This window comes from Vibrio sp. 11986-1-5, assembly GCF_963878025.1.
Classification (GTDB): Bacteria; Pseudomonadota; Gammaproteobacteria; order Enterobacterales; family Vibrionaceae; genus Vibrio; species Vibrio injensis.
In genome coordinates this window covers 76,781-90,065 of sequence record NZ_CAWNVW010000001.1, presented here as the reverse complement: position 1 = coordinate 90,065, position 13,285 = coordinate 76,781, and the positions used below count along the sequence as shown (strand labels likewise).

Here is a 13,285-nt window from a genome sequence, read left to right as displayed (position 1 = left end):
TATAGCAGGCTTTTTTACTAGCGTTTAAGTGGGGTTGGATGATGGGTATCAGCCATGGATACCCGTTCAGTTGTTGACTAGCCTTTAAGATACTGTTCGTGAAAATCAAGATGATCGTTGATAAAACTCTGAATAAAGTAGTAGCTATGATCGTAACCAGCATGCAGCCGCAAGGTAAAAGCTAACGCATTATCATCGGCTACGGCTTGTAAAGTCTCAGGTTTTAATTGCTCTTGTAGGAAGGGATCCGCTTCCCCTTGATCCACTAAGATAGGCAATGCAGTGCTTTGATGTTTAAGCAACTCTACCGCATCATACTCTTGCCACGCCGCTTGATCCTCACCAAGATAATGCCGAAACGCTTTTTGTCCCCAAGGACAATCACTGGGATGACAAATCGGACTCAATGCCGAAATAGAGCAATAGCGCTGTGGATTTTTAATGCCGATGGTTAAAGCACCATGCCCTCCCATGCTATGTCCTGCAATAGATCGACGTTGATTCACCGGAAAATGTTGCTCAATCAATGCCGGGAGTTCATCAACAATATAGCTGTACATTTGATAATGCTCTTTCCACGGTGCTTGAGTTGCATTAACGTAAAACCCAGCCCCTAGCCCTAAATCGTAAGCACCTTGTGGATCATCAGCGACGGATTCGCCTCGTGGGCTGGTGTCTGCCGCGACAATTGCAATACCAAGTTCAGCTGCTTTACGAAAAGCAGCGGCTTTTTGCATAAAGTTTTCATCACTGCACGTTAGCCCAGAAAGCCAGTACAACACCGGAACCGGAGTTTGAGGTGAAGCTTGTGGCGGCAGGTAAATCGCAAAACGCATCTCACAATTTAGTACCGATGAGGTATGTTGATACTGTTTATGCCAACCAGAAAATACTTTGGATTGACTGATAGGGGTAAGGCTCATGAATACGGCTCCTAATTAGCGATGACTTAACGTCGCCAACGGAATGGCGACGGCTAAGATTAAGCGGACGGTTGAGAGTTAAAATGCACCACGGAACGAATACTTTCTCCTGAATGCATTAATTCAAAAGCCTCGTTGATCTTATCTAATGGCATGGTATGAGTAATAAACTCTTGTAAACCGAACTCTCCGGCCAAGTATTGTTCGACGATAGCCGGTAATTGTGAGCGTCCTTTTACGCCGCCAAATGCACTGCCTCGCCACACTCGACCTGTCACTAACTGAAATGGACGTGTTGTGATTTCTTGCCCTGCACCCGCCACGCCAATGATCACTGATTCTCCCCAACCTTTATGGCAGCACTCTAAAGCTTGACGCATGACATTGACATTACCAATACACTCAAATGAGAAATCAACGCCGCCATCAGTCATTTCGACGATCACTTCTTGGATCGGTTTGGAAAACAGTTGCGGATTAATGCAATCGGTCGCGCCTAGTTGTTGCGCTAAAGCAAACTTTTTCTCATTAATATCAATACCAATGATTCGACTGGCTCCTGCCATTCGTGCGCCAATAATCGCAGATAACCCAATGCCGCCAAGGCCAAAAATTGCAACCGTATCCCCTTGTTGAACTTTAGCGGTATTTAAGACCGCGCCCATACCGGTTGTTACACCGCAGCCGAGTAAACACACTTCTTCTAATGGTGCTTGTTTATTGACTTTGGCAAGCGATATTTCAGGCAGTACGGTGTATTCAGAAAAAGTAGAGCAGCCCATATAGTGGTAAATCGGCTGCCCATCTTTATAAAAGCGAGTGGTGCCATCTGGCATCAATCCTTTACCTTGTGTCGCGCGTACCGCTTGGCAGAGGTTAGTTTTGCCTGAAGTACAAAATTTACATTCACCACATTCCGCAGTATAGAGTGGGATCACGTGATCACCGACTGCCACACTGGTCACGCCTTCACCAACCATTTCGACAATTCCACCCCCTTCATGACCAAGAATGGTCGGGAAAACCCCTTCTGGATCTTCACCAGAAAGAGTAAAAGCATCAGTATGACAAACACCAGTGGCAACAATTCGTACCAATACTTCGCCTTTACGAGGCAGCATTACGTCGACTTCTTCGATGCTCAGTGGTTGATTCGGGCCCCAAGCAATGGCGGCGCGTGATTTGATAAATTTATCTTGTGACATAATCGTATTCCTTGCGATGAAGATTCGTGATCGATTCATTTCAGTGCTCACCACGAACTTAGTTAGGGAAGCCCTGCGGCTATAACAAGGTCAGTATAGTGCGTTATTTTATTGCTATAATCGGCTGAAAATAAGAATGACTTTTACAATTAAGTAATAATGAGGTGCTATGGCAAGTTGGGAAGGGGTTAATGAGTTTGTGGCCGTCGCTGAGATGGGGAGTTTTACTCAAGCGGCTGAGCGCTTACACACCTCCGTGGCAAATATCAGTCGACGAGTATTACAGCTTGAGGAGAGATTAGGCATAAAACTTTTGCTCAGAACCACACGCAAAGTATCTTTGACGGAAGCGGGCATGCTGTATTACCAACAATGTAAAGTGTTGGTTGATGGTTTGCTTCAGGCTGAGCAAGCGATAACGCAGATCCAACATACCCCAAGTGGCAAAATTAAAGTGACGGCTCCGGTGACGTATGGTGAGCAAAAAATAGCGCCACTATTGCATAACTTTTTATTACTTTATCCGCAGCTTGATTTGGAGTTGGTATTAACTAACCAGAAGTTGGATTTGATCGATCAAGGTATTGATTTAGCGATACGGTTAGGGCAATTGGAGGATTCCAGCTTTATCGCTCGTAAACTCAGTGAGCGTCGTTTACACGTTTGTGCCAGTCAGGCCTATTTAGCACAATATGGTACTCCCTATGCTTTATCTGAATTAACGCGTCACTCTTGTTTGATTGGTACCCACGATCATTGGCGATTTAAGGAAAATAAGCAATCAAGAAGCATCAAAGTGAGTGGTCGAATTCGCTGCAGTAGTGGCATGGTGCTGCTTGATGCTGCGTTGAAGGGGATGGGGCTGGCGCAATTACCCGATTACTATGTCACTGAACACCTCGCACAAGGAAAGTTGATCGAAGTGTTGGCAACTTTTCAAGATGATCGCGAGGGGGTATGGGCGCTGTATCCACAAAATCGCCACTTATCAACCAAGGTTCGTTTGTTGGTTGACCATCTAACTCAGCATTTATCGCTTTAAGCTTACCGGATAAAGCGGTTAACGATATACTTTCTATCCCTTTTCTATTTGATGAGAGCGATAGCGGCTTACTTACCGCAAGGCTAAATAGTTTGGGTATTATTATTGGTATAAAGAGGCATTTATGAACGACAGTTCCTCCTTGTTTTCCCAACAAGATGAAGACTTTATGCGCCGAGCGATAGCGCTTGCAGCGAAGGCCGAAGCGGAAGGCGAGGTACCCGTCGGGGCGGTATTAGTCAAAGATGGTCAAGTGATCGCTGAGGGTTGGAATCGCTCGATTGGTGAACATGATGCAACGGCTCATGCTGAGATCCAAGTGCTGCGTCAAGCCGGGCAAGCTTTGCAAAACTATCGTTTATTAGATACCACCTTGTATGTCACCTTAGAACCGTGTCCAATGTGTGCAGGTGCTTTGCTCCATAGCCGAGTGGCACGTATTGTTTATGGTGCGCCGGATCTCAAAGCCGGAGCCGCAGGAACGGTACTGAATTTATTTGCTAGCCAAGCGGCTTATCATTACGCGGTGGTTGAAAAAGGCCTATTAGCTGATGAATGTCGGGTGCAACTGCAAGCTTTTTTTAAGCGTCGGCGACAAGAAATAAAAGCTCAAAAAGAACAACAAAAATAAAGGTAAGATCAAGAATGGTAATGAACTCGGTGGCTAAGAAGGATATGGGCAAACATCTACCACTTGATTCAGTCTTTATAGAGTAGATGTTTGCTGGTCTCTGATCAGTCTATCAGTTGCACGAACGCACGATGACGAGCGAGCACTTTCTTCTTTGTGTTTGCCAGCATACGGCGGCGGCGATTGGCTGATACTGCTTTGTTCAGGAGTTTTGATTGACGTTTTCGCTTCAACATAAACACCCTCCTATTATTATAAAAATAATCAAACTTACCGAACCCTTCCCACTGTAAGTGGCAGCCATGTGGATCGACTTTTTTCATGGATGCTATGACTTGAAGTGGTTAGGGTAGATTACCTCAGTCTTTTTTCATCAGGTTGATGTGACACAAAGTAATCAGATAAGGGCCTAACGATCCTCACCTGTGCTAGATTAAGCATTTATCCCCTTCCTATTTAAAGCAGCGGTGTTGGCTACGTTCGTTTACCCCAATCACATCGTTTGCCTATGCTCATGGGGATTCACTCACTTGCCGCCTACCTACAACTTCAAGTCGTTTGGGTATAGCAAGGTAGGGATAAAGTGTATCAATACTTTATTACCGTTAAATTTCACACTAGATATTTATGGTTTTTAGATATAAAAATCAAGAGATTTTATTAGCGAGCAGCAAATTTTGTTGGGTAGATGATGGAAAAATCGGTGCTCGCTAATGGTTATTTATTCGTTATCTGCGTTGTTCTCATCACTCTCATCCACAACGTCTTCTGGACCGATAGTAATCACTAACAAATCATCAATCCCAAGATCGGTATCACTACTATGATGTGGATCCATATGGCCGATGATGCTTTGGTAATAGCGACGGATGTTTTCCACATAAGCGCGAGCTTCATCTCCACGAGCATAGCCATAACGCGTCTGAGAGAAATAGCGTTGCTGACGCAAAAGAGGTAAGCGATCTTTGACATCAACCCATGAATCTGGCGATCCACCTTGTTGGCGAGTAAGACGACGAGCATCCATCATATGCCCATAGCCAATATTATAGGAAGCCAATGCAAACCAGATTTTTTCATGTTGTGGAATACTGTCTGGAATCCGTGCGACCATTCTGCGTAGATATTCGACGCCACCTTGAATCGATTGTTCTGCATCGAGTCGATTAGTTACTCCAACACTGCGCGCCGTTGGTAAGGTGAGCATCATCATGCCGCGAACGCCAGTTGGCGAGCGAGCAATCGGATTCCAGTGTGACTCCTGATAAGCCACCGCAGCAATTAAACGCCAATCAAATTCTTCTGAATATTTTTGAAACAGCGGCGCCCATTTAGGTAAGCGTGTTTCCAACGCGCGAATAAAGGCGCGAGTATCCACATAATCAAAGTTACCAATGTGGCCGATGTATTTTTCTTCTAAAGAGGCCAAACCTCCGGATTGTTTGAGATTACCGAAAAATTCTATCATTAACGCATATAAACTTTCATCATCAGAACGCCGCATAAACCAAGAAATCGGCTGGTCCTCGGTCATTTCAAAAGCCATTGCGATATCTGGATAAATACGCTGTGAGAGTGAGATTTCTACTGAGTCCGCCATCGTAAACAGCAGTTCACCTTTAGAGACCTGTTTTAATAGCTCACTCACATCACTATTATTATCAATCTCGTATTGAAAGTCAGGATAACGCTCGGCAACGCTGGCTAATGTCGTAGTAAAATGAGAATCGTTGACGATTTTAAAAATAGGTTGCTGATCATGCTCCGCCAACAGTTCATCTTGTCTGGCGATTAACTGACTAATATTACGAGGTCGCCATTGGCCCGGCTTGTATACCACCTGTTGTGATACATAATAGTAAGCAGGTCCTGCGCGGTACTCTTTTAAGCGTTGTTCAGATTGGCTTAACCCTGCGGCAATAATATCTATCTCGCCATTTTTTAAAGCAGGAAAGAGACTCGATGTACGGTAGGCGGGTTTCATTTCTAACCGTACTCCCAGCTCACGAGCAAACTCTCTTGCTAATTCGTAATCAAGGCCAGCAGGACCATCAGGTCCGATAAAATAGGACAGTTGATTATTTAACGTGCCGACACGCAGCACGCCTCTCTCACGGATTTTTTCTAGCTCGCTTTGTGGCTCAGAGTCAATTTGGCAGCCGTTGAGAACGAGCATGGTTAATGCTAGCCATAGCGCGCGATAGAAAAACGTGAAAGAAAATGGGGTCATTGATTGGTGATCTCTTACATCTGGTTATGTCTTTATACCAAACCTGAGGTGTTGAAGGCAAAGCTTATACACCATCGCTCTAGAATAGGAACTTAACATTCTTATTTCTCTAGACTTATTGATCAGCCTTGTCGACGGCCGAATGAGGGCTAGTGCAAAATATACGAAAAAATGGCGCAAACGGTTGCTTTTGGTGTTACGTCACAAAAAGAAATCCTCTATAATGCCCTCGCAGTAATGAGTCGACATTGGTATTTGTTTATCCATTCATAGATAACCATTTGTTATCTAATGAACTTATCCCAATTTCATCTTAATCACTTGTATATAGAGACCTAAGCTCATGAGAATTTTGCGTGGCTCCCCAGCGCTTTCTGAATTTCGGATTCAAAAACTGCTCGAAACGTGTCGTCAACAAAACCTACCAATCACTGGTATCTACGCTGAGTTTATGCATTTTGCTGATCTTAATGCTCAACTCGACAGCGCAGAACAGAGTAAATTGCAACAATTACTCACTTACGGCCCAACAATTCAAGAGCACCAGCCACAAGGTCTACTGTTGTTAGTTACGCCACGTCCAGGCACCATCTCTCCTTGGTCTTCTAAAGCCACTGACATTGCTCACAATTGTGGTTTAGGCAAAATTAAGCGCTTAGAGCGTGGCACGGCTTATTATATTGATAGTCAGAGCCCACTGACTGAGGCTCAAAAAACTGAACTAAGTCACTTACTTCATGATCGGATGATGGAAGTGGTATTCAGTGATTTAGAGTCGGCGAGAGCCTTGTTTACTGTCGCTGAACCAGCACCGTTGTCACAAGTTGATATCCTCACTGGCGGCCGCTCTGCGCTTGAACAAGCAAACGTTTCCCTTGGTTTGGCATTAGCCGAAGATGAAATTGACTATTTAGTCGAGAGTTTTACTCGTTTAGGTCGTAACCCGAATGACATTGAACTAATGATGTTTGCGCAAGCTAACTCTGAACATTGTCGCCATAAAATCTTTAATGCCGATTGGACCATTGATGGTGTAGAACAACCAAAGTCGCTGTTCAAGATGATCAAAAATACCTTTGAAGTTACCCCTGATCACGTCCTTTCTGCTTATAAAGATAACGCTGCCGTTATGACGGGGTCTAAAGTTGGTCGTTTCTTCCCTGATCCCGATTCTCGTCAATACACTTATCATCATGAAGATGCCCATATCTTGATGAAAGTCGAAACGCATAACCACCCAACGGCTATTTCACCATGGCCGGGTGCGGCAACGGGGTCGGGCGGTGAGATCCGTGATGAAGGCGCAACAGGCATCGGTGGTAAACCGAAGGCTGGATTGGTTGGTTTTAGTGTATCTAACCTACGTATTCCTGGGTTTGTTCAACCGTGGGAAAGTGATTTTGGTAAGCCAAGTCGGATTGTCACCGCGTTAGACATTATGCTCGAAGGCCCGCTAGGCGGCGCGGCGTTTAATAATGAGTTTGGTCGTCCTAACTTATTGGGCTATTTCCGAACCTATGAAGAGCAAGTGATCTCACATGCGGGACAAGAGGTTCGTGGTTACCATAAACCGATTATGATCGCTGGTGGGATGGGCAATATTCGCGCAGATCATGTGCAGAAAAAAGTGATCCCTGTTGGTGCGCAGTTAATTGTGCTGGGTGGCCCAGCGATGAATATTGGACTTGGTGGTGGTGCGGCATCCTCTATGGCATCGGGTCAATCAGCAGAAGATTTGGATTTTGCTTCTGTACAACGTGAAAATCCGGAAATGGAACGTCGCTGCCAAGAGGTTATCGACCGCTGTTGGCAAATGGGGGACGCTAACCCGATTGCCTTTATTCATGATGTTGGGGCGGGGGGGATTTCTAATGCCCTTCCTGAGTTAGTCAATGATGGTGATCGCGGCGGTAAATTCCAACTTCGTGATGTGCCCAACGATGAACCAGGGATGAGTCCACTAGAAATCTGGTGTAATGAATCTCAAGAACGTTACGTGTTAGCGGTTGCTCCAGAAAACATGCCAGTGTTTGAGGCGATTTGTAAACGTGAACGCGCCCCTTATGCGGTGGTTGGCGAAGCGACTCAAGAGCGCCATTTAACCCTTGAAGATAGCCATTTCGATAATACACCGATTGATATGCCGATGGATATTTTGCTGGGCAAACCACCGAAAATGCATCGTCAAGCCACTACACAACAAGTACAAAGTCCGGCTTTAGACCGCTCTAATATTGAGATGAATGACGCTATTAATCGTGTCCTACGTCTGCCTGCGGTCGCAGAGAAGACCTTCTTAATCACCATTGGTGATCGTTCAGTCACTGGGCTGGTAGCGCGTGATCAGATGGTGGGTCCTTGGCAGGTACCAGTAGCAAACTGTGCAGTAACCGCGGCCAGTTACGACACTTATCATGGTGAAGCGATGTCCATGGGCGAGCGTACGCCAGTTGCGTTGCTCGATTTTGCTGCCTCTGCACGCTTGGCGGTTGGTGAAGCGATCACCAACATTGCCGCCACACATATTGGTGATATTAAACATATTAAGCTGTCTGCTAACTGGATGTCGCCAGCAGGGCATCCCGGTGAGGATGCCGGGCTTTACGTTGCAGTGAAAGCGGTCGGTGAAGAACTCTGTCCTGCATTGGGATTAACCATTCCCGTCGGTAAAGACTCCATGTCAATGAAAACCCAATGGCAAGATGAGCAGGGACAATCTCAATCGGTGACGTCACCATTATCGCTAGTGATTACCGCTTTTGCTCGGGTGGAAGATGTGCGCAAAACCATCACTCCTCAGTTGAGAACCGATAAAGGTGAAACAAGCTTAGTTCTGATTGATTTGGGCAATGGTAAAAATCGCCTTGGTGCAACAGCGCTGGCTCAAGTTTACAAGCAGCTAGGCGATAAGCCTGCAGATGTTGATAACGCTGCGCAGTTAAAAGGTTTTTATAACGCGGTTCAAACGCTGGTCGCCCAGCAACAAGTACTTGCTTATCACGATAAGGGCGATGGTGGTTTACTGGTTACGCTAGCAGAAATGGCCTTTGCTGGGCATTGTGGTATTGAAGCCAATATTGCGCCATTAGGGGATGACAACTTAGCGATTCTGTTTAATGAGGAACTTGGGGCAGTATTACAGATACGCAATGACGATCTGGATTCAGTATTGACCACCTTAGCGAATCATGGATTACAAGCCTGTTGCCATGTGATTGGTACGGTAACGGACTCGGATACTCTACGTATTACTTCCGATCAGCAAGTCGTGGTTGAACGTAACCGCACCCAACTACGCACTATTTGGGCAGAAATGACCCATAAAATGCAGGCATTGCGTGATAACCCACGCTGCGCTGATCAAGAGTTTGCGGCTAAGCAAGATAACCTTGATCCAGGTTTACATGCCGAGTTAACGTTTGATGTCCAACAAGACATAGCGGCACCGTATATTGCGAAGGGAAGCAAACCCAATATGGCTATCTTGCGTGAGCAAGGCGTCAACTCGCATGTGGAAATGGCCGCTGCTTTTGATCGCGCTGGCTTTAATGCCGTTGATATCCACATGAGTGATATTTTAACGGGGCAAGTTGCTCTTGATGAGTACCATGGTTTGGTCGCTTGTGGCGGCTTCTCTTACGGAGATGTGCTAGGCGCTGGTGAGGGGTGGGCCAAGTCGGTCTTGTTTAACCCCCAAGCACGTGAGCAGTTTGAGCGATTCTTCCAGCGTCAAGATACCTTTTCACTTGGTGTCTGTAATGGTTGTCAAATGCTGTCTAATTTGAAAACCTTGATTCCGGGCGCTGAATTGTGGCCACGGTTTGTTCGCAATGAATCTGAGCGCTTTGAGGCACGTTTTAGTTTGGTGGAAATTCAACCGTCACCGTCACTGTTTTTTGATCAGATGGTAGGGTCACGGATGCCGATTGTCGTTTCTCACGGTGAAGGCCGAGTAGAAGTGCGTGATAGCCATCATTTAGATGCGATAGAGCAATCTGGTACCGTTGCGCTGCGCTTTGTGGATAATCATGGTCAAGCGACTCAACAATACCCAAATAACCCTAATGGTTCGCCTAATGCGATTACTGGCTTAACGACTCAAGATGGCCGAGTGACGATCATGATGCCGCATCCTGAGCGAGTATTCCGTACCGTTGCCAACTCATGGCATCCTGATCATTGGGGAGAAAATGGTCCTTGGATGCGTATGTTCCAAAATGCGCGTAAAAACCTCGGTTAAGTCCCCTCTTTAAACGGAGCGAGGTTCGCTCCTTAATATCTCATCAAGCCGCGGTTCCTCTGCGGCTTGATGCTATCGAATGAGCGTAAAATTTTGCAAAAAAAGCGGAAAAATAGTGAAATTTGTGCTCTAATGCCGCGCTTACCAAGGGATGGTGTTCAATATATTCAGCGGCTGAGCCCGTCGGCTCTAAGCGCGATTAACGTTGATGAGTAATCCCTTCTTCTTCCCTTAGGAAAATGAAAATGTCAGACAGTAAAAAATTCACGATTAAAGTGACCGAAAAGAATAATGGCTGGGCGGCAGAAATTGTTCGTCAAGTTACCTCCCGTCGTACCGTCGTTTCAAAGCGCGAAATGGGGTTTGAAAGCGAAGCACAAGCACAAGCTTGGGCTGAAAAAGAGTTGATCGGTTTTATTGAAAACCAAGCTAAGCGTAATGAACGCAAAGCCGTAGCCAGAAAAGAAAAACAAGATAAACAAGACTAATACGTTAACTTGTTGGATGATAAAAGCCCACTGTGATAGGTGGGCTTTTATGTTAGATCGTGCAACCAAATCATGCTTCAAATCAAGCAATCATCATCAGCGAAACTGCCCAACCTCAGGTAAAAATTCAAACCCCGCATTGGCTAAGCGAGTTTCTAATGCCTGACGATCAATAGCAAAATGATCACTCAATTTATCAAGATCACCAGAAAATTCATCACGGAGCTTCATGTTGACGATACTCATCAGCATGATGGGATCCATGTTTGCAAAATTGTCGAGCATCATGCTTAGTCCTCAAAATCAGAAATGAGCAAATTGGCAGCAGCAAAAGCGGCTTTTTCTTGAGTCTCTTTAGGCAACATCGGATCGGCGGCAATATCATTTAAAGTTTTTACTGCGCAGGAGATGGCTTTAGGGATATAACCTTGATCGCCACTGCCAATCTGTGCGTACAGCTCGCGAACTAAATCACAACAATCGTAAACTCGCATCTGGTTTTCCTATCGATAGATGATAACTGCTCGCAATCATACACAGTGAGTGCGCAGAAAACAAAACCATTCTCTGTCTCTCGAATGTGAAGCCGCCGATAATAGGTATTGCCTTCGAAGGCGCAATAAACAAAAGGCTGCAATTAAGCAGCCTCAATATTAAGTATCCCAAATTGTGTTGCTATCGGGTTCACTTTGGTTGATTTAATCGTTGATTTGCACTTAAACCGTCAATTGGTCTTGAATAAAGCTGACGATGTTGGCCATTGGTACGGCAGACTTTTCACCGCTACGGCGATGTTTATACTCAAAGTTGCCTTCATCCATACTGCGATCACCGATAATAATCGTATGCGGAATGCCAATTAGCTCCATATCGGAGAACATCACACCCGGACGCTCTTTGCGATCATCAAACAAGACTTCAATCCCAGCAGCGGTTAACTCAGCGTACAGTTGCTCTGCCGCTTGTTGAACTCGCTCTGATTTATGCATATTCATCGGTACAATCGCGACTTGGAACGGCGCTAATGCATCTGGCCAGATAATGCCGTACTTGTCATGGTTTTGCTCGATGGCTGAAGCGACAACCCGAGAAACACCAATACCATAGCAACCCATTTCTAGAATCGTGTGTTTACCATTGGAATCGAGTACGCCACAATTCATTTTCTCAGAGTAGTTAGTCCCTAACTGGAAGATATGTCCTACTTCGATACCACGTTTCAGCATTAAAGTGCCTTTACCACATGGGCTTGGGTCGCCTTCTACTACATTACGTAGGTCTGCGATTGGTCCTAGTTCAACATCACGGCCCCAGTTGATACCGAAGTAGTGTTTATCATCAATGTTGGCACCCGCGCCAAAGTCACTCATGAGCGCTACAGTGCGATCAACGATGAACGGTAGTTTTAGACCGACAGGCCCAAGAGAGCCAGGACCTGCACCAATTAGGGCGCGGATTTCATCTTCACTGGCCATTTCGAGTGGTGATGCCACTTCGATTAGGTTTTCAGCTTTAATTTCGTTAAGTTCGTGATCGCCACGAATGATAAGGGCAATAATTGGCGCTTCAATCTGATCAGAAGCTTTAACAAATAGGGTCTTGACGGTTTTTTCAATCGCTAAACCGTGTTGTTCCACTAATTCGGCAATAGTTTTGGCATTCGGCGTATCAACCAGCGTCATTTCTTGCGTTGGAGCTGGACGCTCGATCGCTGGCGCTACCGCTTCCGCTTTTTCAATGTTGGCTGCGTAATCTGACTCAGTAGAGAAAGCAATAATGTCCTCACCACTTTCAGCCAGCACATGGAATTCATGCGAACCATTACCACCAATTGCGCCGGTATCGGCTAATACGGGACGGTAATCAAGGCCCATACGATCGAAGGCTTTACAGTAAGCGTCGTGCATTGCTTGATAGGATTTCTCAAGACCGGCTTTATCGATATCAAAGCTGTATGCATCCATCATAGAAAATTCACGGGCACGCATTACCCCAAAACGAGGACGACGTTCATCACGGAATTTGGTTTGAATCTGGTACAGATTAAGCGGTAATTGTTTGTAAGAGCTAACTTCGTTACGAACGAGGCTAGTGATTACTTCTTCAGCCGTTGGGCTCAGAACAAACGGACGAGTATGGCGGTCAGTAAAGCGAAGTAGTTCCGGGCCCATTTTTTCTGAGCGGCCGGTCTCTTCCCACAGTTCAAACGGCTGGACAACGGGCATCAAGGTTTCAATCGCACCGGCGTTATCGATCTCTTGACGAACGATGTTTTCGACTTTACGCAGTACACGCAGACCAGTAGGTAGCCAAGTATAAAGACCTGAAGCCAGCTTACGGATCATACCTGCACGTAACATGAGCTGGTGGCTCACGACTTCAGCGTCGTTTGGAGTCTCCTTCAGAGTAGAAAGAAGATATTGACTGGTACGCATTCTATGGTATCCGTTTCATCATGATTGAAAAGCCCCTCATCATTATGAGGGCGTAAAATTAAGCCTTGTATAATATCAGCCAATCGGCTTT

Annotated in this window: 11 protein-coding genes; 4 read left to right on the top strand and 7 right to left on the bottom strand. The window is 45.6% G+C overall.

Features of this window, described 5'->3' with window-relative positions:
* Nucleotides 1-77: 77 nt before the first annotated feature.
* Nucleotides 78-923 carry an S-formylglutathione hydrolase gene (fghA, locus tag AACS00_RS00430; RefSeq protein ID WP_072668700.1) on the bottom strand — a complete coding sequence of 282 codons (846 nt, stop codon included), beginning with the start codon at nucleotides 921-923 and terminating at the stop codon, nucleotides 78-80.
* A 59-nt stretch (nucleotides 924-982) separates the two neighbouring features.
* Nucleotides 983-2,128 carry an S-(hydroxymethyl)glutathione dehydrogenase/class III alcohol dehydrogenase gene (locus tag AACS00_RS00425; RefSeq protein ID WP_110168131.1) on the bottom strand — a complete coding sequence of 382 codons (1,146 nt, stop codon included), beginning with the start codon at nucleotides 2,126-2,128 and terminating at the stop codon, nucleotides 983-985.
* A 169-nt stretch (nucleotides 2,129-2,297) separates the two neighbouring features.
* Between AACS00_RS00425 and AACS00_RS00420 the strand changes: the two genes are divergently transcribed.
* Both AACS00_RS00420 and tadA read left to right on the top strand, forming a co-directional pair.
* Nucleotides 2,298-3,170 (top strand): LysR family transcriptional regulator, encoded by an 873-nt coding sequence (locus AACS00_RS00420; RefSeq protein WP_072668698.1) that lies wholly within the window; start codon nucleotides 2,298-2,300, stop codon nucleotides 3,168-3,170.
* Nucleotides 3,171-3,294: 124 nt separating this feature from the next.
* Entirely contained in the window at nucleotides 3,295-3,801 is a 507-nt protein-coding gene (tadA, locus tag AACS00_RS00415; protein WP_072668697.1) for a tRNA adenosine(34) deaminase TadA, read from the top strand.
* 104 nt (nucleotides 3,802-3,905) lie between these two features.
* Here tadA and AACS00_RS00410 read toward each other — a convergent pair whose 3' ends face one another.
* Together AACS00_RS00410 and mltF are read right to left on the bottom strand one after the other, a co-directional pair.
* Nucleotides 3,906-4,037, bottom strand: a complete 132-nt coding sequence (locus AACS00_RS00410; RefSeq protein WP_004395771.1) for a hypothetical protein — start codon at nucleotides 4,035-4,037, stop codon at nucleotides 3,906-3,908.
* Between the two features lie 485 nt (nucleotides 4,038-4,522).
* Nucleotides 4,523-6,031 carry a membrane-bound lytic murein transglycosylase MltF gene (gene mltF, locus AACS00_RS00405; RefSeq protein ID WP_110168129.1) on the bottom strand — a complete coding sequence of 503 codons (1,509 nt, stop codon included), beginning with the start codon at nucleotides 6,029-6,031 and terminating at the stop codon, nucleotides 4,523-4,525.
* Nucleotides 6,032-6,374: 343 nt separating this feature from the next.
* Between mltF and purL the strand changes: the two genes are divergently transcribed.
* Both purL and AACS00_RS00395 read left to right on the top strand, forming a co-directional pair.
* A complete protein-coding gene (gene purL, locus AACS00_RS00400; protein ID WP_110168128.1) occupies nucleotides 6,375-10,271 on the top strand; it encodes a phosphoribosylformylglycinamidine synthase in 3,897 nt (1,298 codons plus the stop codon).
* Nucleotides 10,272-10,516: 245 nt separating this feature from the next.
* Nucleotides 10,517-10,759, top strand: coding sequence for a DUF3622 domain-containing protein (locus tag AACS00_RS00395; RefSeq protein ID WP_072668694.1), 243 nt, complete (start codon nucleotides 10,517-10,519; stop codon nucleotides 10,757-10,759).
* Between the two features lie 96 nt (nucleotides 10,760-10,855).
* On the opposite strand, the gene AACS00_RS00390 is transcribed toward AACS00_RS00395, so the two are convergent.
* The 3 genes from AACS00_RS00390 to AACS00_RS00380 form a co-directional block, all read right to left on the bottom strand.
* Nucleotides 10,856-11,047: a DUF4250 domain-containing protein gene (locus tag AACS00_RS00390; RefSeq protein WP_072668693.1), complete on the bottom strand. Its 192-nt coding sequence runs from the start codon at nucleotides 11,045-11,047 to the stop codon at nucleotides 10,856-10,858.
* A 2-nt stretch (nucleotides 11,048-11,049) separates the two neighbouring features.
* The gene (locus AACS00_RS00385; RefSeq protein WP_072668692.1) at nucleotides 11,050-11,253 is read right to left on the bottom strand and encodes a YaeP family protein; all 204 of its coding nucleotides are present in this window, start codon (nucleotides 11,251-11,253) and stop codon (nucleotides 11,050-11,052) included.
* A 222-nt stretch (nucleotides 11,254-11,475) separates the two neighbouring features.
* The gene (locus AACS00_RS00380) at nucleotides 11,476-13,194 is read right to left on the bottom strand and encodes a proline--tRNA ligase (protein WP_072668691.1); all 1,719 of its coding nucleotides are present in this window, start codon (nucleotides 13,192-13,194) and stop codon (nucleotides 11,476-11,478) included.
* Nucleotides 13,195-13,285: the final 91 nt, after the last annotated feature.

Excerpts from the sequence above, each read along its gene's own strand:
- tadA (WP_072668697.1), top strand. The coding sequence starts at position 3,295 with ATGAACGACAGTTCCTCCTTGTTTTCCCAACAAGATGAAGACTTTATG.
- AACS00_RS00380 (WP_072668691.1), bottom strand. The coding sequence starts at position 13,194 with ATGCGTACCAGTCAATATCTTCTTTCTACTCTGAAGGAGACTCCAAAC.
- AACS00_RS00385 (WP_072668692.1), bottom strand. The coding sequence starts at position 11,253 with ATGCGAGTTTACGATTGTTGTGATTTAGTTCGCGAGCTGTACGCACAG.
- AACS00_RS00410 (WP_004395771.1), bottom strand. The coding sequence starts at position 4,037 with ATGTTGAAGCGAAAACGTCAATCAAAACTCCTGAACAAAGCAGTATCA.
- AACS00_RS00390 (WP_072668693.1), bottom strand. The coding sequence starts at position 11,047 with ATGATGCTCGACAATTTTGCAAACATGGATCCCATCATGCTGATGAGT.
- mltF (WP_110168129.1), bottom strand. The coding sequence starts at position 6,031 with ATGACCCCATTTTCTTTCACGTTTTTCTATCGCGCGCTATGGCTAGCA.
- fghA (WP_072668700.1), bottom strand. The coding sequence starts at position 923 with ATGAGCCTTACCCCTATCAGTCAATCCAAAGTATTTTCTGGTTGGCAT.
- AACS00_RS00420 (WP_072668698.1), top strand. The coding sequence starts at position 2,298 with ATGGCAAGTTGGGAAGGGGTTAATGAGTTTGTGGCCGTCGCTGAGATG.
- AACS00_RS00395 (WP_072668694.1), top strand. The coding sequence starts at position 10,517 with ATGTCAGACAGTAAAAAATTCACGATTAAAGTGACCGAAAAGAATAAT.
- AACS00_RS00425 (WP_110168131.1), bottom strand. The coding sequence starts at position 2,128 with ATGTCACAAGATAAATTTATCAAATCACGCGCCGCCATTGCTTGGGGC.
- purL (WP_110168128.1), top strand. The coding sequence starts at position 6,375 with ATGAGAATTTTGCGTGGCTCCCCAGCGCTTTCTGAATTTCGGATTCAA.